The following is a 21,932-nucleotide window of genomic DNA, read 5'->3' as shown; positions in this document are numbered from 1 at the left end:
GTGAAGCGGCGTCAGTTCCCGGCCGCCCGGCGGCGACACGGACGGGTGAACCACTAGGCGAACGTGTTCACGGGCGGCGACAGCGGTAACCTCGGCACCATGGCCTCACGTACGTCCGGCAAGGGTTCCCAGGGCACGGCGGGCACCGCGAAGCGCGTCGGCCGTACTCCGGGCCCGGCGAAAAAAGCCGCGCCCGCCAAGAAGACCGCACCGAAGAAGTCGGCGGCTCCCGCCAAGAGGGCGCCCGCGAAGAAGGCGGCGGCCAGGAAGCCCGCGCCCAAACCCGCACCGTCACCCACCGGAGGCCTCTACCGGCTGGTGCGCGCGGTCTGGCTCGGTGCGGCACACGGCGTCGGCGCGGTGTTCCGCTCGATAGGGCGTGGCGCCAAGGGACTTGACCCCGCCCACCGCAAGGACGGGCTCGCCCTGCTGCTGCTCGGCCTGGCACTGGTCGTCGCCGCGGGCACCTGGTCCAATCTCCAGGGACCGGTCGGCGACCTGGTCGAGATGCTGGTGACCGGTGCCTTCGGCCGGCTCGACCTGCTCGCGCCGATACTGCTGGGCGCGATGGCGGTGCGGCTCATCCTGTACCCGGAGCGGCCCGAGGCCAACGGCCGTATCGTCATCGGGCTGTCCGCGCTGGTCATCGGGGTCCTCGGCCAGGTCCACATCGCCTGCGGCTCGCCGGGCCGCGAGGCGGGCACCGAGGCCATGCAGGATGCGGGCGGGCTGATCGGCTGGGCCACGTCCAAGCCGCTGATCTTCATGATGGGCGAGGTGCTCGCCGTACCGCTGCTGGTGCTGCTGACCGTGTTCGGGCTCCTCGTCGTCACCGCCACACCGGTCAACGCCATTCCGCGGCGGCTGCATCAGCTCGGCGTCCGCCTCGGCATCGTCGAACCCACCCCCGAGGAGGTCGCGGGGTACGAGGACGACGACGAGCGCTACGACGAACAGTGGCGTGAGGCGCTGCCCGAGCGGACCCGTCGGCGGGGCACACGGCGTACGGACGCGGACCCGGTCCACGACCACGACCAGGCCGAGGAGGATGCGCTCACCAAGCGCCGCAGGACCCGCAGGCCCTCCGCACAGCCCGCGATGAACCGGCCGCTGGACGCGGTCGATGTCGCGGCCGCCGCCGCTGCCGCGCTCGACGGGGCCGTGCTCAACGGCATGCCGCCCTCGCCGGTCGTCGCCGACCTGACCCAGGGCGTCTCCGTGGACCGGGAGCGCACCGGGACGCCGGTGCCCGGGGCCCGGGAGGCCGAGGGGGAGGAGCGCCCGAAGCCCGGAGTCCGGAAGTCCGCGCCCGGGGGCGCCGGCGACGCGACTGGCGGTGACCGTTCCGGTGCCACCTCCGACCGGTCCGGCGCCGTACCCGATCTCACCAAGCCCGCACCGGAGCGCCCGGAGGGGCTGCCCGCCCGTGCCGAGCAGCTCCAGCTGTCCGGCGACATCACGTACTCGCTGCCCTCGCTCGACCTGCTGGAGCGCGGAGGACCGGGCAAGACCCGCAGCGCCGCCAACGACGCGGTCGTGGCCTCGCTGACCAACGTCTTCTCCGAGTTCAAGGTCGACGCCGCGGTCACCGGCTTCACCCGGGGCCCGACGGTCACCCGCTACGAGATCGAGCTCGGCCCCGCCGTGAAGGTCGAGAAGATCACGGCCCTGGCCAAGAACATCGCGTACGCCGTGGCCAGCCCGGACGTGCGGATCATCTCGCCGATCCCGGGCAAGTCGGCCGTCGGCATCGAGATCCCCAACTCCGACCGCGAGATGGTCAACCTCGGCGATGTGCTGCGCCTCGCGGACGCCGCCGAGGACGACCACCCGATGCTCGTGGCGCTCGGCAAGAACGTCGAGGGCGGCTACGAGATGGCCAACCTCGCCAAGATGCCGCACGTCCTGGTCGCCGGCGCCACCGGCTCCGGCAAGTCGTCCTGCATCAACTGCCTGATCACCTCGATCATGGTGCGGGCCACCCCGGACGACGTGCGGATGGTCCTCGTCGACCCCAAGCGCGTCGAGCTCACCGCGTACGAGGGCATCCCGCACCTGATCACCCCGATCATCACCAACCCCAAGAAGGCCGCCGAGGCGCTCCAGTGGGTCGTGCGCGAGATGGACCTGCGCTACGACGACCTCGCCAACTTCGGCTACCGGCACATCGACGACTTCAACCACGCGGTGCGCAACGGCAAGTGCAAGGCGCCCGAGGGCAGCGAGCGCGAGCTGTCCCCGTACCCGTATCTGCTGGTGATCGTCGACGAGCTGGCCGACCTGATGATGGTCGCCCCGCGCGACGTCGAGGACTCGATCGTCCGCATCACCCAGCTCGCCCGCGCCGCCGGCATCCACCTGGTCCTCGCCACCCAGCGGCCCTCGGTCGACGTGGTGACCGGCCTGATCAAGGCGAACGTGCCCTCCCGGCTCGCTTTCGCCACCTCGTCGCTCGCCGACAGCCGCGTCATCCTCGACCAGCCCGGCGCCGAGAAGCTCATCGGCAAGGGCGACGGGCTCTTCCTCCCGATGGGCGCCAACAAGCCCACCCGTATGCAGGGCGCCTTCGTCACCGAGGACGAGGTCGCCGCCGTCGTCCAGCACTGCAAGGACCAGATGGCCCCGGTCTTCCGGGACGACGTCGTCATCGGTACGAAGCAGAAGAAGGAGATCGACGAGGACATCGGCGACGACCTGGACCTGCTCTGCCAGGCCGCCGAGCTGGTCGTCTCCACCCAGTTCGGGTCGACCTCGATGCTCCAGCGCAAGCTGCGGGTCGGCTTCGCCAAGGCGGGCCGGCTGATGGACCTGATGGAGTCCCGCTCCATCGTCGGGCCCAGCGAGGGTTCCAAGGCGCGGGACGTCCTGGTGAAACCCGACGAGCTCGACGGGGTGTTGGCCGTCATCCGTGGGGAATCCGCTTCCTAGGACCTGTCGTCACGAAATCCGCTCCGTAAAGGTTCTGTGGGCAACCGTTTCGTACGGTCGTACGTCCAGTTGAAGGGAAGGACGGAACCGTGCTCCTCCCCGCAGCTCGCTCCGTCACCACCTCACCCTTGTTCCCACCCCCGTTCGGCCCACTACAGGTTGCCCAGTCCTCGATCGGGGCTGTCCTCCGCCCCCGCTCCGCACCGGAGCCGGAGGCGGGGACGTCCGGCGAACCCGATGGCGTACAAAGTCGTCCCTCCCGGTTGCCCCACCCTTTCGTACCCCCCCTAGACTGAACATCCAGCAGGTGGCTCACGCTCGAAAGGCGCCCCCGTGTCCATCGGCAACTCCCCCGAAGACGACCGGCCTTCGATCGGTCGTGCCCTTCAGCAGGCCCGCATCGCCGCAGGTCTGACGGTCGAGGAAGTCAGCAGCTCCACCCGGGTGCGCATCCCCATCGTGCACGCGATCGAGCAGGACGACTTCTCCCGCTGCGGCGGCGACGTCTACGCCCGCGGCCACATCCGCACGCTCGCCCGTGCCGTCGGTCTCGATCCGGAACCGCTGGTCGAGGAGTACGACGCCGATCACGGCGGCCGTCCCGCCCCGACCCCTGCGGCGCCGCTGTTCGAAGCGGAACGCATCCGCTCCGAACCCCGGCGGCCCAACTGGACCGCCGCCATGGTCGCGGCCATCGTCGCCGTCGTCGGGTTCGTCGGCTTCACGCTCTTCAGCGGCGGTGAGGACGAACCCTCCAGCACCGCCCAGGTCGCGGAAGGCTCCAAGCCCGACAAGAACGCGGCCAAGCCCACCGCCACCAAGCCCTCCGACCCCAAGCCCGTGCCCTCCGAGAGCGCCATCGCCGCCGCCCCCCGGGACAAGGTGACGGTCAAGCTCAGCGCCGACCGCGGCAAGAGCTGGATCTCGGTCAAGGACCACAACGGACGGCGGCTCTTCGACGGGCTGCTGCTCCAGGGCGAGTCCAAGACCTTCCAGGACAAGGAGCGCATCGACCTCGTCCTCGGCGACGCCGGGTCGATCGACCTCTTCGTCAACGGCAAGCAGGTCGAGGACCGCTTCGGTCCCGGCCAGGTCGAACGGCTCACCTACACCAAGGGTGACCCCGAGGCCGGCTGACCCGCCGCCTCGATTCCCCTGCCGCGTCCCGACGGGCGCCCGGCCTCGCGCCGGGCGCCCGTCGGCGTTCCCGGCCCCGCCCGGCTGCTACGGGGAGTAACAGCGGCGGGGGCAGGCAACCCTGCACGGCAGGGCGGTCGCCGGGACGAAGTAGTCTTGAGTCCATGCCCGAACGCCGTACCGTCGCCCTTGTCACTCTTGGCTGCGCCCGTAACGAGGTGGACTCGGAGGAGCTTGCAGGCCGCTTGGCAGCGGACGGCTGGGACCTCGTCGAGGACGCCTCGGACGCGGATGTCGCAGTCGTCAACACCTGTGGGTTCGTCGAAGCCGCCAAGAAGGACTCCGTCGACGCCCTGCTCGAAGCCAATGATCTGAAGGACCACGGCCGCACCCAGGCCGTCGTCGCCGTCGGCTGCATGGCCGAGCGCTACGGCAAGGACCTCGCCGAGGCCCTGCCGGAGGCGGACGGCGTCCTCGGATTCGACGACTACGCCGACATCTCCGACCGGCTCCAGACCATCCTCAACGGCGGCATCCACGCCTCGCACACCCCGCGCGACCGCCGCAAGCTGCTGCCGATCAGCCCCGCCGAGCGGCAGGACGCCGCCGTGGCGCTGCCCGGCCACGCCCAGGAGACGCCCGCCCCGGCCCCCGAGGACCTCCCTGAGGGCGTCGCCCCGGTCTCCGGGCCTCGGGCACCGCTGCGCCGCCGGCTCGGCACCAGCCCCGTCGCCTCGGTCAAGCTCGCCTCCGGCTGCGACCGCCGCTGCTCCTTCTGCGCCATCCCCTCCTTCCGCGGCTCCTTCATCTCGCGCCGCCCCTCGGACGTGCTCCAGGAGACCCGCTGGCTGGCCGAGCAGGGCGTCAAGGAGGTCATGCTCGTCTCCGAGAACAACACCTCCTATGGCAAGGACCTCGGCGACATCCGCCTCTTGGAGACCCTGCTGCCCGAGCTGGCCGACGTGGACGGCATCGAGCGGATCCGGGTCAGCTACCTCCAGCCCGCCGAGATGCGCCCCGGCCTCATCGACGTCCTCACCTCGACGCCGAAGGTCGCCCCGTACTTCGACCTCTCCTTCCAGCACTCCTCCCCGAGCGTGCTGCGCACGATGCGCCGCTTCGGCGACACCGACCGCTTCCTGGAGCTCCTGGACACCATCCGGAGCAAGGCCCCCGAGGCGGGTGCCCGCTCCAACTTCATCGTCGGCTTCCCCGGCGAGACCGAGGCGGACCTCGCCGAGCTGGAACGCTTCCTCACCGGTGCCCGCCTGGACGCGATCGGCGTCTTCGGCTACTCCGACGAGGAGGGCACCGAGGCGGTCGGCTACGAGAACAAGCTCGACGCCGACGTCATCGCGGAGCGCCTCGCCCACATCTCCCAGCTGGCCGAGGAGCTGACCTCGCAGCGGGCCGAGGAGCGCGTCGGCGAGACCCTCCAGGTGCTCGTGGAGTCCATCGAGTCGGACGAGGACGGCGAGGTCGCGATCGGGCGCGCGGCCCACCAGGCCCCCGAAACGGACGGCCAGGTGGCCTTCACCACACGCGAGGGACTCGTGCCGGGCCGTATGGTCGAGGCAAAGGCAGTGGGCACCGAGGGCGTCGACCTGGTGGCCGAACACCACGAGCTTGCGGAGGCAGCCAGATGACGGGAGTCCCGGCATCCGCGGCAGGCGGTTCCGGCGCGAAGCCGGTCCGCGGCGGCAAGCTGGGGACTGCGGCCGTCAACCAGGCCAGCCTGTGGAACATCGCGAACATCCTGACCATGGTGCGACTGCTGCTCGTGCCCGGCTTCGTCCTGCTGCTGTTCCACAACGGCGGCTATGACCCGGCCTGGCGCTCGTTCGCCTGGGCGGCCTTCGCCATCGCCATGATCACCGATCTGTTCGACGGCCATCTGGCGCGGACGTACAACCTGGTCACGGACTTCGGGAAGATCGCCGACCCGATCGCCGACAAAGCGATCATGGGCGCGGCGCTGGTCTCGCTCTCCGTCCTCGGCGATCTGCCCTGGTGGATCACCGGCGTGATCATCGCGCGTGAGCTGGGCATCACGCTGATGCGGTTCTGGGTGATCCGGCATGCCGTGATCCCGGCCAGCCGGGGCGGCAAGCTGAAGACGCTCGCGCAGGGTACGGCGGTCGGGATGTACGTCCTGGCGCTCACCGGACCCCTGGCGACCTTGCGCTTCTGGATGATGATGGTCGCCGTCGTGCTGACGGTCGTCACCGGACTCGATTACGTACGCCAGGCCGTCGTCCTGCGCCGCAGGGGCCTCGCGGCGGAGCGCGTCGCAGCGGCCGAGCGGGCGGCGGAGGCCACGGAGGAGGCGTTGCAGGCTGCCGCCGGGACCACGGTCGGGGGCACGATGGAGGGCACGGTCGGTGCGGGTTCCACCGCCGGTGCTGTGGCCGGTGCGACGGACGTACGCGGTGGTGGCACCGACGTACGCGGTGGTGTGACGGATGTACGCGGTACGGCCGAGGCGCGCGACGCCGCGGAGGCCGAGCGGTGACAGCCGCTGCCCAGGTGCTCCGGCTTCTCGGGGCGCGGGGTGAGACGCTCGCCGTCGCGGAATCGCTGACCGGCGGCCTGGTCGCCGCCGATCTGACCTCCGTACCCGGAGCCTCGCGGTCCTTCCGGGGCTCGGTGACGGCCTATGCCACCCCTCTGAAGCGGGAGGTCCTGGGCGTCGACGCGACCCTTCTGGCGGAGCGCGGAGCCGTGGACCCCGAGGTCGCGCTGCAGATGGCGGCCGGTGTGCGCCGGGCGCTCGACGCGGACTGGGGCGTTTCCACCACGGGTGTCGCGGGGCCGGAACCCCAGGACGGGCAGCCGGTCGGCACCGTCTACGTGGCCGTCGCCGGACCCTCCGGCGTCGAGAAAGTGACGGCTCTGCGGTTGAATGGTGAGAGGGCGGATATCCGTAGTGAGAGTGTGCGAAGCGTCCTCGAACTGCTCGCGAGCGAACTCGGTGAAAATGCGCGGGCACAGGATACGGAACAACACGGGGGGAATTGATGTTTGCAGCCCTGAGTGAACACGACATCGCTCCCCGCACGGCCGCAGCACAAGGCGGTACGGTAGGGCGTGAAGGATGCGGCTACGCGGTCCGAGGAGGGAGCCACCGATGATTCTGCTCCGTCGCCTGCTGGGTGACGTGCTGCGTCGGCAGCGCCAGCGCCAAGGCCGTACTCTGCGCGAAGTCTCCTCGTCCGCCCGGGTCTCGCTCGGTTATCTCTCCGAGGTGGAGCGGGGGCAGAAGGAGGCATCCTCCGAGCTGCTCTCCGCGATTTGCGACGCGCTTGACGTACGGATGTCCGAGCTCATGCGAGAGGTGAGCGACGAGCTCTCGCTCGCGGAGCTGGCCGAGTCGGCAGCTGCCAGTGATCCGGTCCCAGTACCGGTTCGTCCCATGCTCAATTCCGTCTCCGTCTCATCGGTCGCAGGTGTGCCGTCGGGACGCGTGACCATCAAGGCGCCCGCGGAAGCGGTGGACGTCGTCGCCGCCTGATCCACGCGGCACTGAGCTCGACCGAAGTCCCGGTCGGCCCCTACCGGGGCCGGCCGGGACTTTTGCGTGACGGGTGTGTGAGCCGGGAGTCAGTGGGCACACGGAGGACAAGGCCCACATGACCGTTTTGCTTTATATGTGCCATCGTGGGTGATGCACCGAAACGGTCAGTGAAGTGGCTGACGGATGGGAGTAGCGCGCATGTCTGTGGTCAAGAGCACGTTGTCCGAGGGTGACCTCAAGGTCGTGGGAACGGCGCTCCAGGGCGCCCTGGTCGACCTCGTCGACCTCTCCCTGGTGGCCAAGCAGGTCCATTGGAACGTGGTCGGTCCGCGCTTCCGCTCCGTGCACCTTCAGCTCGACGACGTCGTCGCCACGGCCCGGCAGCACTCCGACACGGTGGCCGAGCGCGCCTCGGCGGTCGGGGTCAACCCGGACGGGCGCGCCGGCACCGTGGCCAAGGAGACGGCCATCGCGTCCGTGCCCGAGGGCTGGATCAAGGACACCGACGCGGTGAAGATCCTGGTCGACGGGCTCGGCGTGGTCATCGGCCGGATGCGCGAGCGCATCGAGGCGACCGACGAGCCGGACCCCGTGACCCAGGACCTGCTGATCGCGCTGACGGCGGAGCTGGAGAAGCACGCCTGGATGTTCCAGGCCGAGAGCGCCTGACCCGCCTGCGCCGACCGGCGACCCGATACGTCTGACGAACGAAGGAGCGACATCATGAGCGACGGAGCCATGGACAAGCTGAAGGGCAAGGGCAAGGAAGCGGTCGGCAAGCTGACCGGCGACCGCCGCAAGGAGGCCGAGGGCAAGGCCGACCAGGCCAAGGGCGGCGTCAAGGACGCGGCCGACGGCGTCGGTGAGCGCGCCAAGGGCGTCAAGGACTCCCTCGGCCGGGACGACGACAAGTAGTCCCGCGGCCCCGCCGCCCAGGGTTTTCCGTGCCCCCGCCGTTTCGGCGGGGGCACTCCTGTGTGCTCGGGCCCTCTCCTGAGGGGGTGGCTCCTCGGCCGGACGTTCTGGATGCACTGCCGTCGCTGCCAGGGGAAACTGCCGGAAAGGACCCCGGCCGCAGGAGGCAACCTTGATACGGCGATGGGCGCCGGCACTGGTTCTCGGCGGGCTGTGGTGGTGGGCGGTGCTCCGGCTGGTGCTGCGTCCGGACCAGGCGGGGCTGGTGGAGGGGGCGGTGGCGGCGGGCGGCTGGGGGCTGAGCCTGTTGCCGGTTCATGTCGCGTCGGTGGTGCCCTTGGGCCCGTCGAGGGGTTCGGGCGCGGCTCCTGGGCGGCTCACCAGGGCATGGCGACGCCGCCGTTCGGCCGGAGGATCTGGCCGGTCGTGAAGGCCGAGGCGTCCGAGGCCAGGTGCAGCACGGTATGGGCGACGTCCTCGGGCTCGCCGACCCGGCCCAGCGGGGAGATCCGGGCCATCACCGCCTCCGCCCGGTGCTGCCCGGCGGCATCGTGCCGGTCGGTCATCGGCGTACGGATCCAGCCGGGTGCGACGGCGTTCACCCGTATGGCGTGCGGCCCCAGCTCCGTGGCCAGCGTCTTCGTGAGCTGCACCACGGCGGCCTTCGCGACGCTGTAGCAGAGCAGGCCCGCGCTCGCGGAGTCGACGGCGCCCGACGCCATGGTGATCAGCGAGCCGGGGGCGGAGCGGGCCGTCATGGAGCGGGCCACTTCCTGGCAGGCGTACAGCACTCCCTTGAAGTTGGCCGCCAGCACGCGGTCCAGGTCCTCGTCCGCCGTCTCCAGCACGCTGCTGGTGTGCATGATCCCGGCCGCGGCGACCAGGATGTCGAGATGCCCGGCGTCGGCGACCGCGGCACGGACCCGGTCGCGGTAGGTGACGTCCAGGGAGTGGGTCCGGGCGCTGCCGCCCGCGCCGGTGATCAGGTCGTACGTCCGGCGCAGGCCGGTCTCGTCGCGGTCCGCGCAGTGCACCAGGGCCCCGGCCTCCGCGAGCAGCAGGGCGCTGGCCCGCCCAATCCCGCTCGCCGCACCGGTGACGAACGCGGCGCGGCCCGTGAGGTCGTACGCGGAGAGAGCCATGACCGGACCGTACGACCATATCTGACGGATCGTCAACTAGGGCGTCGGTCCCGATTGGCACCCGGGGCACCAGTAGGTGGGCCGGTCGTCCTGGTCGGCGAGACGGATCGGGGTGCCGCAGCGCAGACAGGGCCTGCGGGCCCGCCCGTAGACGTACAGCCGCTCTTGCACGCGGTGGGGTGGGCGTGGCGGCGGGCGGCCGGTGTCCGGGGTCGGCCTGGGGGCGAGGTTCCGGTTCGGCGGGGTGCGGAGTTCGGAGGTGATCGTCGTCGTGCGGGTGGGGCGGTCGCGGTTGGCGTGCAGCAGGCGCTCGGCGAGGGCGACGAGCCGGGGGAGTACGCCGTCGGGGAGGGCGCCCACGGGGAGCCACGGGGTGACGCGGGCGAGAAAGCAGAGCTCGCATTTGTAGACGTTGCCGATGCCCGCCAGATTGCGCTGGTCCAGGAGCGCCTCCCCGAGGGGGCGGTCCGGTGCGGCGAGCAGCCGGTCCAGGGCGAGGCCGGGGTCCCAGTCGGGGCCCAGCAGATCCGGCCCCAGGTGCCCCACGGCCCGGTCCTCCTCGTCGGTGCGCAGCAGTTCCAGCACGGGGAGCCGGTAGCCGACGGCGGTGTGCTCGGTGTTGCCCAGGATCGCCCGGATCTGGTGGCCGGGGCCGCCCCGCCAGCGCTCGTCCGGGGCGAACACCCGCCAGGCCCCGTCCATCCGGAGATGGCTGTGCAGGGTCAGGCCTCCCTCGATCCGGGTCAGCAGGTGCTTGCCGCGCGCGGTGACGTCCAGGACGGTCCGGCCGGTGAGGTCGGCGGTGGCGAAGCGGGGGACGCGCAGGTCCGACCGGGTCAGCACCTGCCCCGCCAGCGCCGCGTGCAGCCGGGTGGCGGTCTGCAGGACAGTGTCTCCTTCGGGCATGCCTCCATCATGGGCGTGCGGGGCCGGCCGTGCGTCGACCCGGGTCCGCCGACCGGCCGTGGCAGCGTCCGATGACCCGGGTCAGGCGCGCAGGCGCAGGCCTCTCGGGGTGGCGAGGAAGCCGGCCGCCTCCAGCGTCCGGCCCAGGGGCGAGGTGAGGGAGGAGACGCCGTTCGTCCGCTCCACCGTCACCGTGCCCAGGGCTCCGGCGCGGGCCGAGGCGGCCAGGGCCTCGGCCGCCGCGCGCAGGGCCGGGGCCTCGGGGTCGGACGGCCAGGCCAGGAGGGTCTTGCCGCCGCGCTCCATGTAGAGCGTCAGCTCGCCGTCGACGAGGACCACCAGCGCCCCCGCCTTACGGCCCGGTTTGTGTCCGGCGCCGTCCGGGGACTCCGGCCACGGCAGCGCCGCGCCGTACGCGTTGGCCGGGTCGGCCGCGGCGAGCACCAAGGCCTCGGGCGGGGTGTCCGGATCCCGGCGGTCACGAGCTGTGGAGGCCGCCCGCAGCCGGTCCACCGCCCCGTCCATCGCGAACTGGGCGGCCCCCAGACCCTCGACCACATAGCCGCGCCGGGCCTGCCCGCTGTCCTCGAAGGCGGCCAGGACGCGGTACGTCGCGGAGAAGCCGCCCTCCACCCCCTCGGCCTGCACCGCGCCGCGGGTCACCACGCCGTGCCGGTCGAGGAGGGTCCGGGCCAGGGCGTGGGCGCGGTGGGTCCGCTCCGGCTCGACCGGGGGCAGCAGCGACCAGCGGCCCGACACGGTCGGCGGGCCGGTCCGCGAGGCGGTCCTGGCGGCGGCGGTGAGCGAGCCGTAACGCCCGCGCGGGACGCTGCGCCGGGAGCGGTGGGCGGTGGAGCCCGCCGTCCGCCCGGAGCCCAGGAGCGAGCGCAGCGGGGCCAGGGTGTCGTTGGTGAGCTGCCCGGACCAGGCCAGGTCCCACAGGGCGTCGGCCAGCTGCTGGTCCGTGCAGTCCGGGTGGGTGGTGGCCCGGACCTGGTCGGCGATCTGGCGGAAGAAGAGGCCGTATCCGCCGGAGAGCGTGGTGAGCACGGACTCGTGGAGCGCCGACAGCTCCAGCGGGTGCGGGGGAGGCAGGAGCAGCGGTGCGCTGTCGGCGAGGTGGAGGGAGACCCAGCCGTCCTTGCCGGGCAGCGCTCCTGCCCCGGCCCAGACGACCTCGCCCGTGGTCGTGAGCTCGTCGAGCATCGCCGGGGTGTAGCCGAGGACCCGGCTCGGCAGGATCAGCTTCTCCAGCGCCGACGCGGGCACGGGCGCGCCCTGGAGCTGCTCGACGGCGCGGGCCAGCCCGTCGATACCCCGCAGCCGGTGGGAGCCGAAGTGCTGCCACTGGGGGAGGAAGGAGGCCAGGGCCGCGGGCGGCACGGGCTCCAGCTCCTGGCGGAGCGCCGCCAGCGACCGGCGGCGGAGCCGGCGCAGCACCGTGGCGTCGCACCATTCCTGGCCGATGCCCGCCGGGTGGAACTCACCCTGGACTGTCCTGCCGGAGGCCGAGAGGCGTTGCAGAGCGCCGTCGGTGACGGCGGTTCCGAGCCCGAAGCGCTCGGCGGCCCGGGCGGCGGTGAACGGGCCGTGGGTCCGTGCGTACCGGGCGAGGAGGTCGCCGAGCGGGTCCTTCACCGGCTCGGTGAACGCCTCGGGGACGCCGACGGGCAGCGCGGTGCCCAGGGCGTCGCGCAGCCGGCCGGCGTCCTCGATCGCCGCCCAATGGCCGGCGCCGGCGATCCGGACCTGGATCGCCCGGCGTGCCGTCGCCAGCTCCGGCGCCCAGGACGGCTCGGCGCCCCGCTCGGCCAGCTCGGCGTCGGTCAGCGGACCGAGCACGCGCAGGAGGTCGGCGACCCCTTCGACGTCCTTGACGCGCCGGTCCTCGGTGAGCCACTGGAGCTCCCGCTCCAGCTCGGTGAGGACCTCGGGGTCGAGCAGCTCGCGCAGCTCCGCCTGGCCCAGCAGCTCGGCCAGGAGATGGGAATCCAGGGAGAGGGCGGCGGCGCGCCGCTCGGCGAGCGGTGAGTCGCCCTCGTACAGGAACTGGGCCACGTAGCCGAAGAGGAGCGAGCGGGCGAAGGGCGAGGGCTCCTGGGTGGTCACCTCGACCAGCCGGACCCGGCGCGCCTCCAGATCACCCATCAGTTCCGTGAGCCCGGGGACGTCGAACACGTCCTGGAGGCATTCGCGGACGGCCTCCAGGACGATCGGGAAGGAGCCGAACTCCGAGGCGACCTGGAGCAGCTGGGAGGCTCGCTGGCGCTGCTGCCAGAGCGGGGTGCGCTTGCCGGGGGAGCGCCGGGGCAGCAGCAGGGCGCGCGCGGCGCACTCCCGGAACCGGGCGGCGAACAGGGCCGATCCGCCCACCTGGTCGGTGACGATCTGCTGGACCTCGCCCTGGTCGAAGACGACGTCGGCCGCCGCCACCGGGGGCTGGTCGCTGTCGTACGCCGGGGCTCCGGGCGGGGGGGCGTCCTTCCCGGCGTCGGAGGTCCCCGGAGGGTCGAAGTCGAGCAGATCCAGGCCCATCATGTCCGCGTCGGGCAGTCGCAGCACGATCCCGTCGTCGGCGTGCATGACCTGCGCGTCCATGCCGTAGCGCTCACCGAGGCGGGCGGAGAGGGCGAGTGCCCAGGGGGCGTGCACCTGGGCGCCGAAGGGGGAGTGCACGACGACCCGCCAGTCGCCCAGCTCGTCCCGGAACCGCTCGACCAGGATGGTCCGGTCGTCCGGCACATGGCCGCAGGCCCGGCGCTGCTCGTCCAGATAGGCCAGGATGTTGTCCGCCGCCCAGGCGTCGAGTCCGGCGGCGAGGAGCCGCAGCCGGGCGTCCTCCTCGGACAGGCCGCCGATCTCACGGAGGAACGCCCCCAGGGCGCGGCCGAGCTCCAGCGGGCGGCCCAGCTGGTCGCCCTTCCAGAACGGCAGCCTCCCCGGAACGCCCGGGGCGGGTGAGACGAGTACCCGGTCCCGGGTGATGTCCTCGATCCGCCAGGACGTCGTGCCCAGGGTGAAGACGTCGCCGACGCGGGACTCGTAGACCATCTCCTCGTCCAGCTCGCCGACCCGGCCGCCGCCCTTCTTCGGGTCGGCCCCGGCCAGGAAGACCCCGAAGAGACCGCGGTCCGGGATCGTGCCGCCCGAGGTGACGGCGAGCCGCTGCGCGCCGGGGCGGCCCGTGACCGTTCCCCCCACGCGGTCCCACACCACCCGGGGGCGCAGCTCCGCGAAGGCGTCGGAGGGATAGCGCCCGGCGAGCATGTCGAGGACGGCGGTGAACGCCGATTCGGGCAGTGAGGCGAACGGGGCGGCCCGCCGCACCAGGGCCAGCAGGTCGTCGGCCTGCCAGCTGTCCAGGGCCACCATGGCGACCAGCTGCTGCGCCAGGACGTCCAGCGGATTGGCCGGGATGCGCAGTGCCTCGATGGCCCCTTCGCGCATCCGCTCGGTGACCACGGCGGCCTGCACCAGATCGCCCCGGTACTTCGGGAAGACCACTCCGGTCGAGACCGCGCCCACCTGGTGCCCGGCCCGGCCCACCCGCTGCAGCCCGGAGGCGACGGAGGGCGGGGACTCCACCTGGACCACCAGGTCGACCGCGCCCATGTCGATGCCCAGCTCCAGGCTGGAGGTGGCCACCACGGCGGGCAGCCGGCCTGCCTTGAGGTCCTCCTCGACCTGGGCGCGCTGCTCCTTGGAGACCGATCCGTGGTGGGCGCGGGCCAGCAGGGCGGGGGCCCCCTTGCCCGCCCCGGACTGGGCCATGATCTCGGCGGGGGCGTGCGCCTCCGGCAGCTCGGGGGCCGGGTCGTCGGGGTCGAAGGCGGTGCCGGTCACCCGCTCGTAGGCGATCTCGTTCAGCCGGTTGCACAGGCGCTCTGCGAGCCGCCGGGAGTTGGCGAAGACGATGGTGGAGCGGTGCGACTGGACGAGATCGGCGATGCGCTCCTCGACATGCGGCCAGATCGAGGGCTTGTCCGCCTGGCCGGAGTCCCCGTCGGTGGCGGGGGAGCCGCCCAGCTCGCCCAGATCCTCGACCGGGACGACGACCGAGAGGTCGAACTCCTTGGTGGACCGGGGCTGGACGATCTCCACCTTGCGCTGCGGCGAGAGGAAGCGGGCCACCTCGTCGACCGGCCGGACCGTCGCGGACAGGCCGATGCGCCGGGCGGGACGGGCCAGCAGCTCGTCGAGCCGCTCCAGGGAGAGGGCGAGATGGGCGCCCCGCTTCGTCCCGGCGACCGCGTGCACCTCGTCGAGGATCACCGTCTCGACGCCCGCCAGCGCGTCCCGGGCGGAGGACGTCAGCATCAGGAACAGCGATTCGGGCGTGGTGATCAGGATGTCCGGCGGCCGGGTCACCAGGGAGCGCCGCTCGGCCGGCGGGGTGTCCCCGGAGCGGATACCGACGCGCACCTCGGGCTCCGGCAGGCCCAGGCGCACCGACTCCTGGCGGATGCCGGTCAGCGGCGAGCGGAGGTTGCGCTCGACGTCGACCGCGAGGGCCTTGAGCGGAGACACGTACAGCACACGGCAGCGCTTCTTGGCGTCGGCGGGCGGCGGCTCGGCGGCCAGCCGGTCCAGCGAGGCGAGGAACGCGGCCAGCGTCTTGCCGGAACCGGTCGGCGCGACGACCAGGACGTCGCTGCCCTCGCCGATGGCCCGCCAGGCGCCCTCCTGCGCGGCGGTGGGCGCGCTGAAGGCCCCGGCGAACCAACTGCGGGTCGCCGGCGAGAACGCGTCGAGCGCTGATCCGGTCATGTCCCCCATCGTGCACCCCGCCACTGACAACGGGCCGGTGACACCGCACGCGGTGGCCCGCTCGGCCGGTCGCGCACGACCCGGACCTGCGAGAATGGCCGTATGGCGGGAGCGGACGGCGTGGCGGAGTGGGCACGGCACTGGCAGTACGCCGCGCTGCCCGACCTCGATCTGCTGCGCGCCCGGTACCTCCGCCACACCTTTCCCCGGCACAGCCACGAGGGCTATGTCTTCGGGGCGGTCACCGGCGGGGTGGAGGACGTGGGGCTGCCTGGCGGCACGGTCCACGCGGTCCCCGGAACCGTCGTCATGATCAACCCGGAGGTGCCGCACACCGCACGCTCCGGGGCGCCCGAGGGCTGGGCGTACTCCACGCTCTACCCGTCGGCCCAGGTGATCAACGACATCGCGGCCGAGGTGACGTCCCTGCGCGGTACGGTCGGCTTCGCCGAGACCCGGGTGACCGACCCCCACGCCTCCCGGCTGATCACCGAGGTGCACCGGGCGGCGGAGGAGGGCAACGCGCTGGCGGCCGACAGCCTGCTGCGGATCCTGGTCACCCGGCTCCTCAGTCGGCACGGCAGCCCCTTGCCCGGCCTGACCGCGCACGCCGGGGGCGCGCGGAACGCCGTACGCGCCCGTGCCGCGCTGGAGGAGCGCATGGCCGACCCGCCCACGCTGGAGACGCTCGCCGCCGAGCTGGGCACCGGTCCGTTCGCGCTGCTGAGGGCCTTCAAGAAGGAGTACGGGATGCCGCCCCACACCTGGCTCACGGACGCCCGGGTGCGCAGGGCCCGCCGCATGCTCGACGCCGGGGTCGCCCCGGCCGAGGCCGCGGCCGCCGTCGGCTTCACGGATCAGCCGCACCTCAACCGGCACTTCACCCGGATCGTGGGCGTGCCGCCGGGCGCGTACCAGCGCGAGCGCGGAGTGCTGCGGCCCAGCCGGTGAAGCGCGCGCGAACGCACCGGAGTCACCGAAAGCACCGTCCGGGCGTGCAAGAACGTACAAGACCGGGTCGGGAAGACCCCCGTAGCGTTCCGGACGTGGCAGAACAGACAGCACCCCCAGAGAGCACCGGCACGCCCGGTGCCATATCCGCCGGTCCGCCCGGACCGGCGGCCGAGGACCGACCGGACAAGCCGGACGCGGCCGTCGTCCGGGACGCGCTCGGCGTCGGTATCGCCGTCGGCCTCTCCGGCTTCGCCTTCGGCGTCACCTCCGCCGGATCCGGCCTCAGCCTGCTCCAGACCTGCGTCCTGAGCCTCCTCGTCTTCACCGGTGCCTCGCAGTTCGCCCTGGTCGGGGCACTGGCCGCAGGCGGCAACCCGTACACCGCGGCGGCCGGGGCGTTCTTCCTCGGCGTCCGGAACGCGTTCTACGGTCTGCGCCTCTCCCAACTGCTCGCCCTTCCCCGCGCGGTACGGCCGTTCGCCGCCCACTGGGTCATCGACGAGACGACCGCGGTCACCCTGCCCCAGCCCACCCGGCGGGCCGCGCGCATCGGCTTCACGGTCACCGGACTCACCCTCTACGTGCTGTGGAACCTCACCACCCTGGTCGGTGCCCTGGGCGCCGAGGCGCTGGGCGACACCGACGCGTGGGGCCTCGACGCGGCGAGTCCCGCGGTGTTCCTCGCGCTGCTCGCGCCGATGCTCAGGAGCACCACCGAACGCGTCACGGCGGGACTGGCCGTCGTGCTGGCCCTGAGCCTGCTGCCCGTGCTGCCCGCGGGGGTGCCCGTCCTGCTGTCGGCGCTCGCCGCGCCTGTCGTCCTCTTCCTCATGGGACGGACGAAGCGGGGACCGGGCGACGGGAAGGGTTCGAACGGCGCGGTGACACAGCGGAAGAAGGGTGAGCGGCACTCATGAACGTCTGGATTGCCATCGGACTGACCGTGGCGGGCTGCTACCTCGCCAAACTCCTGGGCCTGCTGGTGCCCGCGGGCGTACTGGAGCGGCCGCTCGTCCAGCGGATGGCCGCCCTGCTGCCCGTGGCACTCCTGGCGGCACTCACCGCGCAGCAGACCTTCGGCGACGGCCAGCAGCTCGTCCTCGACGCACGGGCCGCCGGTCTCGGCGCGGCGGCACTCGCCCTGGTGCTGCGCGCTCCCTTCCTGGTCGTCGTCGGCGCGGGCGTCGTGGTCACGGCGGGCGTACGGGCGCTGGCCTGAGCGAGGGGGCCGTACCTCCTGTGCGGCCTGCCGCGGTGGTCAGCCGAGCGGGCGACCGTACGCGCGCAGCGTCTCCAAGGCCCTGAGCGTCACCAGCGGGCGCCCTTCCAACGCGGTTCCCGGCGCCCACCGGCGCCAGGTCACGGGCCAGCCGCCGTCCTCCTGCTGCTCCGCCTCCAGATGGTCGAGCGAGCGCTCCAGCTCCTCGTCGGTGAACCAGCGGCGGGCCAGGGACCCGGGCGTACGGGCGTAGTCGTGCGGGAAGTGGTGCTCGCCGGGTGCGTAGCCCGCCGCCACCGGGTACTCCGCCCGGCGGGACGGGTCGAGCACCGCGAGCCGCTGCTCGCGCACCAGCCGGCCGAGGCGGTCCGCAGCCGCCTCGGCTCGGGCCCGGTCCGGGGCGCCGTCCAGAAAGGCGACCGCGGCCTCGACCTCGTAGGGGTGGGACTGCTCCAGAGCCTCGACGGCGCTCCAGCAGAAGTCCGTCGCCCGGAACAGCCAGGCGTTCCACACCTGATTGCCGTGCAGCAGCCCGACGACCGGGCCGGTCGCGAGCAGCTCCGCCGGCGGGTCGTCCACGATCGGGATGAACGGGGCCGCGGGATAGCCACGCTGCGTGGGTAGCAGAGCGGGCAGCGCGCCTTCTTTGGTTGATACATCGGTCAGAAAGCGGCAGATCCGTTCAACGCGCTGTCCGTCGCAGCGGTCGATCGAGTCGAGAACGCTCAGTGCGTGGGCGGCGTGCAGCGGCTGGCTGACGGGGCCCCGGAGATCGGGTTCCAGCGCGTGACCGTAGCCGCCGTCCTTGTTGAGGTAGGCGGTCAGGGCCGTCTCGACGGGGTCGGGGTCTCCGCCCAGGAAGGCGTGGGCGAACCTCCTCTGTTCGAGGATGCGGGCGGTGAGCCAGATGAACTGCTCGGCACGGGCGAGGGTGTGTGCTCCGGTTCCAGCCATGGACCGACCGTAGAGGGCGAAGGGGCCGGGCACATGCCAGGTGGACCTGCTGCACTCTCAGGAGCGGGATACTGGTGGCATGCGGTTGACGATTTTCTGGGAGCGGATGGCCGACCACTTCGGTGCGGCGTACGCGGACTCCTTCGCCCGCGACCATGTGATGGCCGAACTCGGCGGTCGCACGGTGCACCAGGCCCTGGACGCGGGCTGGGACGCCAAGGACGTCTGGCGCGGGGTCTGTGCGGCCATGGACGTCCCGGCGGACAAGCGCTGAACGTCCCACGAACGTTCAGGACGTCCCCGAACGTCCCCGGCTGTCCCGGCGGACAAGCGCTGCGCCTGTGAGACCCCTTTTCGGCGGGAGCTGAGCCGGAGCGGGCGGTTCGGGGCGGGGGACCGGCTGTCCGTGGCGTAGGCGAGACTTGTCCCGTGTCATCGACAGACGAGAGCGCCCCGGCCCAGCCGTCCGCCTCCCCGCCCGCTCCGCCGGCCGCCCCACCCGCGTCGCCGTCCGGATCCGGCGGGGTCCGTATGCCCGGCTGGCTGCCGCGTGCGATGGTGCTGGCCCTGGCGCTCTACGCGTGCTTCCAGCTCGGCAGTTGGGCGTTCGACCAGCTCATCGGGTTGCTGACGAACATTCTGATCGCGTTCTTCCTCGCGCTCGCCATCGAGCCCGCGGTCGGCCGGATGGCGGCTCGCGGGATGCGCCGCGGACTCGCCACGTTCCTCGTCTTCCTCGCTGTGACGATCTTCGGCGTCGGATTCGTGGTGCTGCTCGGGTCGATGCTCGCGGGCCAGATCGTCGACATGGTCGACGAGCTGCCCAAGTACATCGACTCGGTGATCAACTGGGTCAACCAGACCTTCCGCACCGAACTCTCCCGGGTCGAGGTCCAGGACAGCCTGCTGCACTCCGACTGGCTGCAGAAGTACGTCCAGAACAGCGCCACCGGAGTGCTCGACGTCTCCACCACGGTGCTGGGCGGGCTGTTCCGGCTGCTGACGATCTTCCTGTTCTCCTTCTACTTCGCGGCCGACGGCCCCCGGCTCCGCCGCGCGCTGTGCTCCGTCCTGCCGCCGGCCCGGCAGACCGAGGTGCTGCGCGCCTGGGAGATCGCGGTCGACAAGACCGGCGGCTACATCTACTCGCGCGGTCTCATGGCGCTGATCTCCGGCGTCGCGCACTACATCCTGCTGGTCATCCTCGAAGTGCCCTACGCCCCGGCGCTCGCGGTCTGGGTCGGACTCGTCTCACAGTTCATCCCCACCATCGGCACGTATCTCGCGGGCGCCCTGCCCATGCTGATCGCCTTCACGGTCGACCCCTGGTACGCGCTGTGGGTGCTCGGCTTCGTCGTGATCTACCAGCAGTTCGAGAACTATGTGCTCCAGCCCAAGCTGACCGCGAAGACCGTCGACATCCACCCTGCGGTCGCCTTCGGATCGGTCATCGCCGGCACGGCCCTGCTCGGCGCGGTCGGCGCGCTGGTCGCCATCCCCGCGATCGCCACGCTCCAGGCGTTCCTGGGCGCCTATGTGAAGCGGTACGACGTCATGGACGACCCGCGCGTGCAGGGGGGAAGCACCCGCGCGCCCGGTAGGCCGTTGCCGTCACGCATGCGCCGGCTCCTGCAAGGACCCCGGGTCGGCGGCAGCGGGGGAGCGGAGGGCACGTCGGACGGGCCGCGTCAGCGGTAGCGGTGCCCGTTCGGCGAGAACAGCCGGCGTCAGCGGTAGCCCGTCACGTCGGCCGGGAGGCCCGGGTCCTGGACCTCGGTCAGATAGCGCCAGGCGTCGGGCCGGTCCCCGTCCACGTCGGTGAAGCCGTACACCTGGGCGAGCTGCCCGCTGGAGAGCGACCTGCCGTTCCAGCGGGCCAGCTCGGGATCGCCGGCGAGGGCGGCCACGGCGCGGCCGACGTACGCGGGTGACTCGGAGATCGCGAAGTGGGGCGTCTGCGCGACGGCGTCGCGCCAGGTGGCCTCGGTCACCCCGTGGGCCTGGAGCATGGCCTCGGACCGGAGCCAGCCCGGGGTCAGCGCCACGGCCGTCGCGCCGTGCGGCGCGAGTTCATGGCCGAGGGCGAAGGCCATCCGGTTCACCGCGGCCTTCGCCAGGTCGTAGAAGAACGAGACGCGGTAGTGGGACGCGTTGTACTCGTCCGTCCCGTCGGTCATCTCGACGACCAGCCCGCCCGGTGTCTCGATCAGCAGCGGCAGCGCGAAGTGACTGGTGATGGCGTGGGTGTCGACGGCCAGCCGCAGGGTGTGCAGTCCGGTGTCGAGCGACGACTCCCATACCGGCTTGTCCCACTCGATCTCCGCGCCCCAGATGTCGTTCACCAGGATGTGCAGGGCTCCCTGCTCGCTCGCGATCCGGGCCACGAGCGCCCTGACCCGGTCGGGGACCAGATGGTCGACCTGGACGGCGATGCCCCGTCCGCCCGCCGCGTCGACCAGGGCCGCGGTCTCCTCGATCGTCTCGGGCCGGTCCATCTCGGAGCGCTCGGAGCCGCTGGTCCGGCCGGTCACGTACACGGTCGCCCCGGAGGCGCCGAGCTGGACGGCGATGCCTCGCCCGGCTCCGCGGGTGCCACCGGCGACGAGCGCCACACGACCGGCCAGGTCGGGGCCGGGGTGCTGCCCGCCATGGGGTGCTCCGGGCTCCGTAGTCGCTTCCATACCGACCGAATATAGGGCGATACACCCAGGCCTGCAGGTGGTCGGTGGCCGCTCAGGACAGGACGCGGTAGGTCACATGGGTCACCGTGTCCCCCGTGCGCGTCTCGACCTGCTCGAGATCCAGTGACGGTACTCCGTCGAAGAGGCGGGTGCCGGCGCCGAGCGTGAACGGCACGATGTGCAGCCGCAGCTCGTCGATCAGGCCCGCGGCCAGGTACTGGTTGATGGTCCGCGCGCCGCCGTGGATCGACACGTCGCGGTCTCCGGCGGCCTCGCGGGCCCGGCGGAGCGCGGACTCGATGCCGTCGGTGACGAAGTGGAACGTGGTGCCGCCGTCCATCGGCTGCGGGTCGCGCGGATGGTGGGTGAGCACGAAGACGGGTGCGTGGTACGGGGGATTGTCGCCCCACCAGCCCTTCCAGTCGCGATCCCACGTGCCGCGTACGGGGCCGAACATGTTGCGGCCCATGATGAAGGCGCCGATCGTCTCCAGCCGGTCGAGCTCGGCCTGGCGCAGCTCCGGCGTCGCGAACATCCACGAGTGCAGCCGGTCGCCCCAGCCGTCGCCGCCGTCCTCGCCGAACGGACGCTGTTCGCTCTGATCGAGCCCGGCCGAGTATCCGTCCACGGAGATCGAGAGGTCGCAGGTGACCCTGCCTGAATGTCCGGTCATGATGCCGTCCTCCTGTGGCGACCGTGCGGCGCCCGCGGGGCGAGCCGCCCGATGCGGCTGTCACGGGGTAGACCGCCGAGGGCCCGAGAGCTCATCGTGCCACCGTGTCGCCGCACCCGCGTGGTGCGCTTGACACGGAAAT

The 21,932-nt window shown here is 72.2% G+C and carries 20 protein-coding genes; 14 read left to right on the top strand and 6 right to left on the bottom strand.

Annotation, left to right across the window (positions count from 1 at the left end):
* Positions 1-99: 99 nt before the first annotated feature.
* The 9 genes from IE134_RS09790 to IE134_RS34065 all read left to right on the top strand — a co-directional run bounded on the left by IE134_RS09790 (position 100) and on the right by IE134_RS34065 (position 8,924).
* Positions 100-2,928, top strand: a complete 2,829-nt coding sequence (locus IE134_RS09790) for a DNA translocase FtsK (protein ID WP_189430210.1) — start codon at positions 100-102, stop codon at positions 2,926-2,928.
* A 333-nt stretch (positions 2,929-3,261) separates the two neighbouring features.
* Complete coding sequence (locus IE134_RS09785) at positions 3,262-4,065, top strand: helix-turn-helix domain-containing protein (RefSeq protein ID WP_030715872.1); 804 nt, start codon at positions 3,262-3,264, stop codon at positions 4,063-4,065.
* Between the two features lie 164 nt (positions 4,066-4,229).
* Complete coding sequence (gene rimO / locus IE134_RS09780) at positions 4,230-5,711, top strand: 30S ribosomal protein S12 methylthiotransferase RimO (protein WP_189430208.1); 1,482 nt, start codon at positions 4,230-4,232, stop codon at positions 5,709-5,711.
* Positions 5,708-6,577, top strand: a complete 870-nt coding sequence (gene pgsA / locus IE134_RS09775) for a CDP-diacylglycerol--glycerol-3-phosphate 3-phosphatidyltransferase (RefSeq protein WP_030715874.1) — start codon at positions 5,708-5,710, stop codon at positions 6,575-6,577. The genes rimO and pgsA overlap by 4 nt, the downstream gene beginning before the upstream one ends.
* Positions 6,574-7,083 carry a CinA family protein gene (locus tag IE134_RS09770; RefSeq protein ID WP_189430206.1) on the top strand — a complete coding sequence of 170 codons (510 nt, stop codon included), beginning with the start codon at positions 6,574-6,576 and terminating at the stop codon, positions 7,081-7,083. The genes pgsA and IE134_RS09770 overlap by 4 nt, the downstream gene beginning before the upstream one ends.
* Before the next feature lie 109 nt (positions 7,084-7,192).
* Entirely contained in the window at positions 7,193-7,576 is a 384-nt protein-coding gene (locus IE134_RS09765) for a helix-turn-helix domain-containing protein (RefSeq protein WP_003965837.1), read from the top strand.
* Positions 7,577-7,777: 201 nt separating this feature from the next.
* Entirely contained in the window at positions 7,778-8,248 is a 471-nt protein-coding gene (locus IE134_RS09760; protein WP_030715879.1) for a Dps family protein, read from the top strand.
* A gap of 54 nt (positions 8,249-8,302) precedes the next feature.
* Positions 8,303-8,494 carry a CsbD family protein gene (locus IE134_RS09755; RefSeq protein ID WP_030715881.1) on the top strand — a complete coding sequence of 64 codons (192 nt, stop codon included), beginning with the start codon at positions 8,303-8,305 and terminating at the stop codon, positions 8,492-8,494.
* A 172-nt stretch (positions 8,495-8,666) separates the two neighbouring features.
* Positions 8,667-8,924, top strand: coding sequence for a hypothetical protein (locus IE134_RS34065; RefSeq protein ID WP_229823456.1), 258 nt, complete (start codon positions 8,667-8,669; stop codon positions 8,922-8,924).
* Here IE134_RS34065 and IE134_RS09750 read toward each other — a convergent pair.
* From IE134_RS09750 to IE134_RS09740, 3 genes are all read right to left on the bottom strand, one after another.
* Positions 8,872-9,636 carry an SDR family NAD(P)-dependent oxidoreductase gene (locus IE134_RS09750; protein ID WP_030715884.1) on the bottom strand — a complete coding sequence of 255 codons (765 nt, stop codon included), beginning with the start codon at positions 9,634-9,636 and terminating at the stop codon, positions 8,872-8,874. The genes IE134_RS34065 and IE134_RS09750 overlap by 53 nt on opposite strands.
* 36 nt (positions 9,637-9,672) lie before the next feature.
* Entirely contained in the window at positions 9,673-10,542 is an 870-nt protein-coding gene (locus IE134_RS09745; protein ID WP_189430204.1) for an Fpg/Nei family DNA glycosylase, read from the bottom strand.
* A gap of 81 nt (positions 10,543-10,623) precedes the next feature.
* Complete coding sequence (locus IE134_RS09740; RefSeq protein ID WP_189430201.1) at positions 10,624-15,309, bottom strand: Lhr family ATP-dependent helicase; 4,686 nt, start codon at positions 15,307-15,309, stop codon at positions 10,624-10,626.
* A gap of 102 nt (positions 15,310-15,411) precedes the next feature.
* Between IE134_RS09740 and IE134_RS09735 the strand changes: the two genes are divergently transcribed.
* From IE134_RS09735 to IE134_RS09725, 3 genes are all read left to right on the top strand, one after another.
* Positions 15,412-16,260: an AraC family transcriptional regulator gene (locus IE134_RS09735; protein ID WP_189430199.1), complete on the top strand. Its 849-nt coding sequence runs from the start codon at positions 15,412-15,414 to the stop codon at positions 16,258-16,260.
* Positions 16,261-16,355: 95 nt separating this feature from the next.
* Entirely contained in the window at positions 16,356-17,180 is an 825-nt protein-coding gene (locus IE134_RS09730) for an AzlC family ABC transporter permease (RefSeq protein WP_098016605.1), read from the top strand.
* Entirely contained in the window at positions 17,177-17,482 is a 306-nt protein-coding gene (locus tag IE134_RS09725) for an AzlD domain-containing protein (protein ID WP_030715898.1), read from the top strand. The genes IE134_RS09730 and IE134_RS09725 overlap by 4 nt, the downstream gene beginning before the upstream one ends.
* 39 nt (positions 17,483-17,521) lie before the next feature.
* Here the strand turns inward: IE134_RS09725 and IE134_RS09720 are convergent, their stop codons facing one another.
* Positions 17,522-18,436 carry a hypothetical protein gene (locus tag IE134_RS09720; protein WP_189430197.1) on the bottom strand — a complete coding sequence of 305 codons (915 nt, stop codon included), beginning with the start codon at positions 18,434-18,436 and terminating at the stop codon, positions 17,522-17,524.
* A gap of 79 nt (positions 18,437-18,515) precedes the next feature.
* Between IE134_RS09720 and IE134_RS09715 the strand changes: the two genes are divergently transcribed.
* Positions 18,516-18,710 (top strand): DUF3046 domain-containing protein, encoded by a 195-nt coding sequence (locus tag IE134_RS09715; protein ID WP_030592235.1) that lies wholly within the window; start codon positions 18,516-18,518, stop codon positions 18,708-18,710.
* A 257-nt stretch (positions 18,711-18,967) separates the two neighbouring features.
* Positions 18,968-20,134, top strand: coding sequence for an AI-2E family transporter (locus tag IE134_RS09710; protein WP_030715903.1), 1,167 nt, complete (start codon positions 18,968-18,970; stop codon positions 20,132-20,134).
* A 29-nt stretch (positions 20,135-20,163) separates the two neighbouring features.
* Here the strand turns inward: IE134_RS09710 and IE134_RS09705 are convergent, their stop codons facing one another.
* Positions 20,164-21,048, bottom strand: coding sequence for an SDR family oxidoreductase (locus tag IE134_RS09705; RefSeq protein WP_098016604.1), 885 nt, complete (start codon positions 21,046-21,048; stop codon positions 20,164-20,166).
* 121 nt (positions 21,049-21,169) lie between these two features.
* Entirely contained in the window at positions 21,170-21,790 is a 621-nt protein-coding gene (locus tag IE134_RS09700; protein WP_189430195.1) for a dihydrofolate reductase family protein, read from the bottom strand.
* Between the last annotated feature and the right edge of the window lie 142 nt (positions 21,791-21,932).

The sequence above is a fragment of the Streptomyces rubiginosohelvolus genome, from assembly GCF_014649875.1.
GTDB lineage: Bacteria > Actinomycetota > Actinomycetes > Streptomycetales > Streptomycetaceae > Streptomyces > Streptomyces rubiginosohelvolus.
Note: the sequence above shows the minus strand (reverse complement) of the source record. Positions and strands in the feature narration are given on the sequence as shown.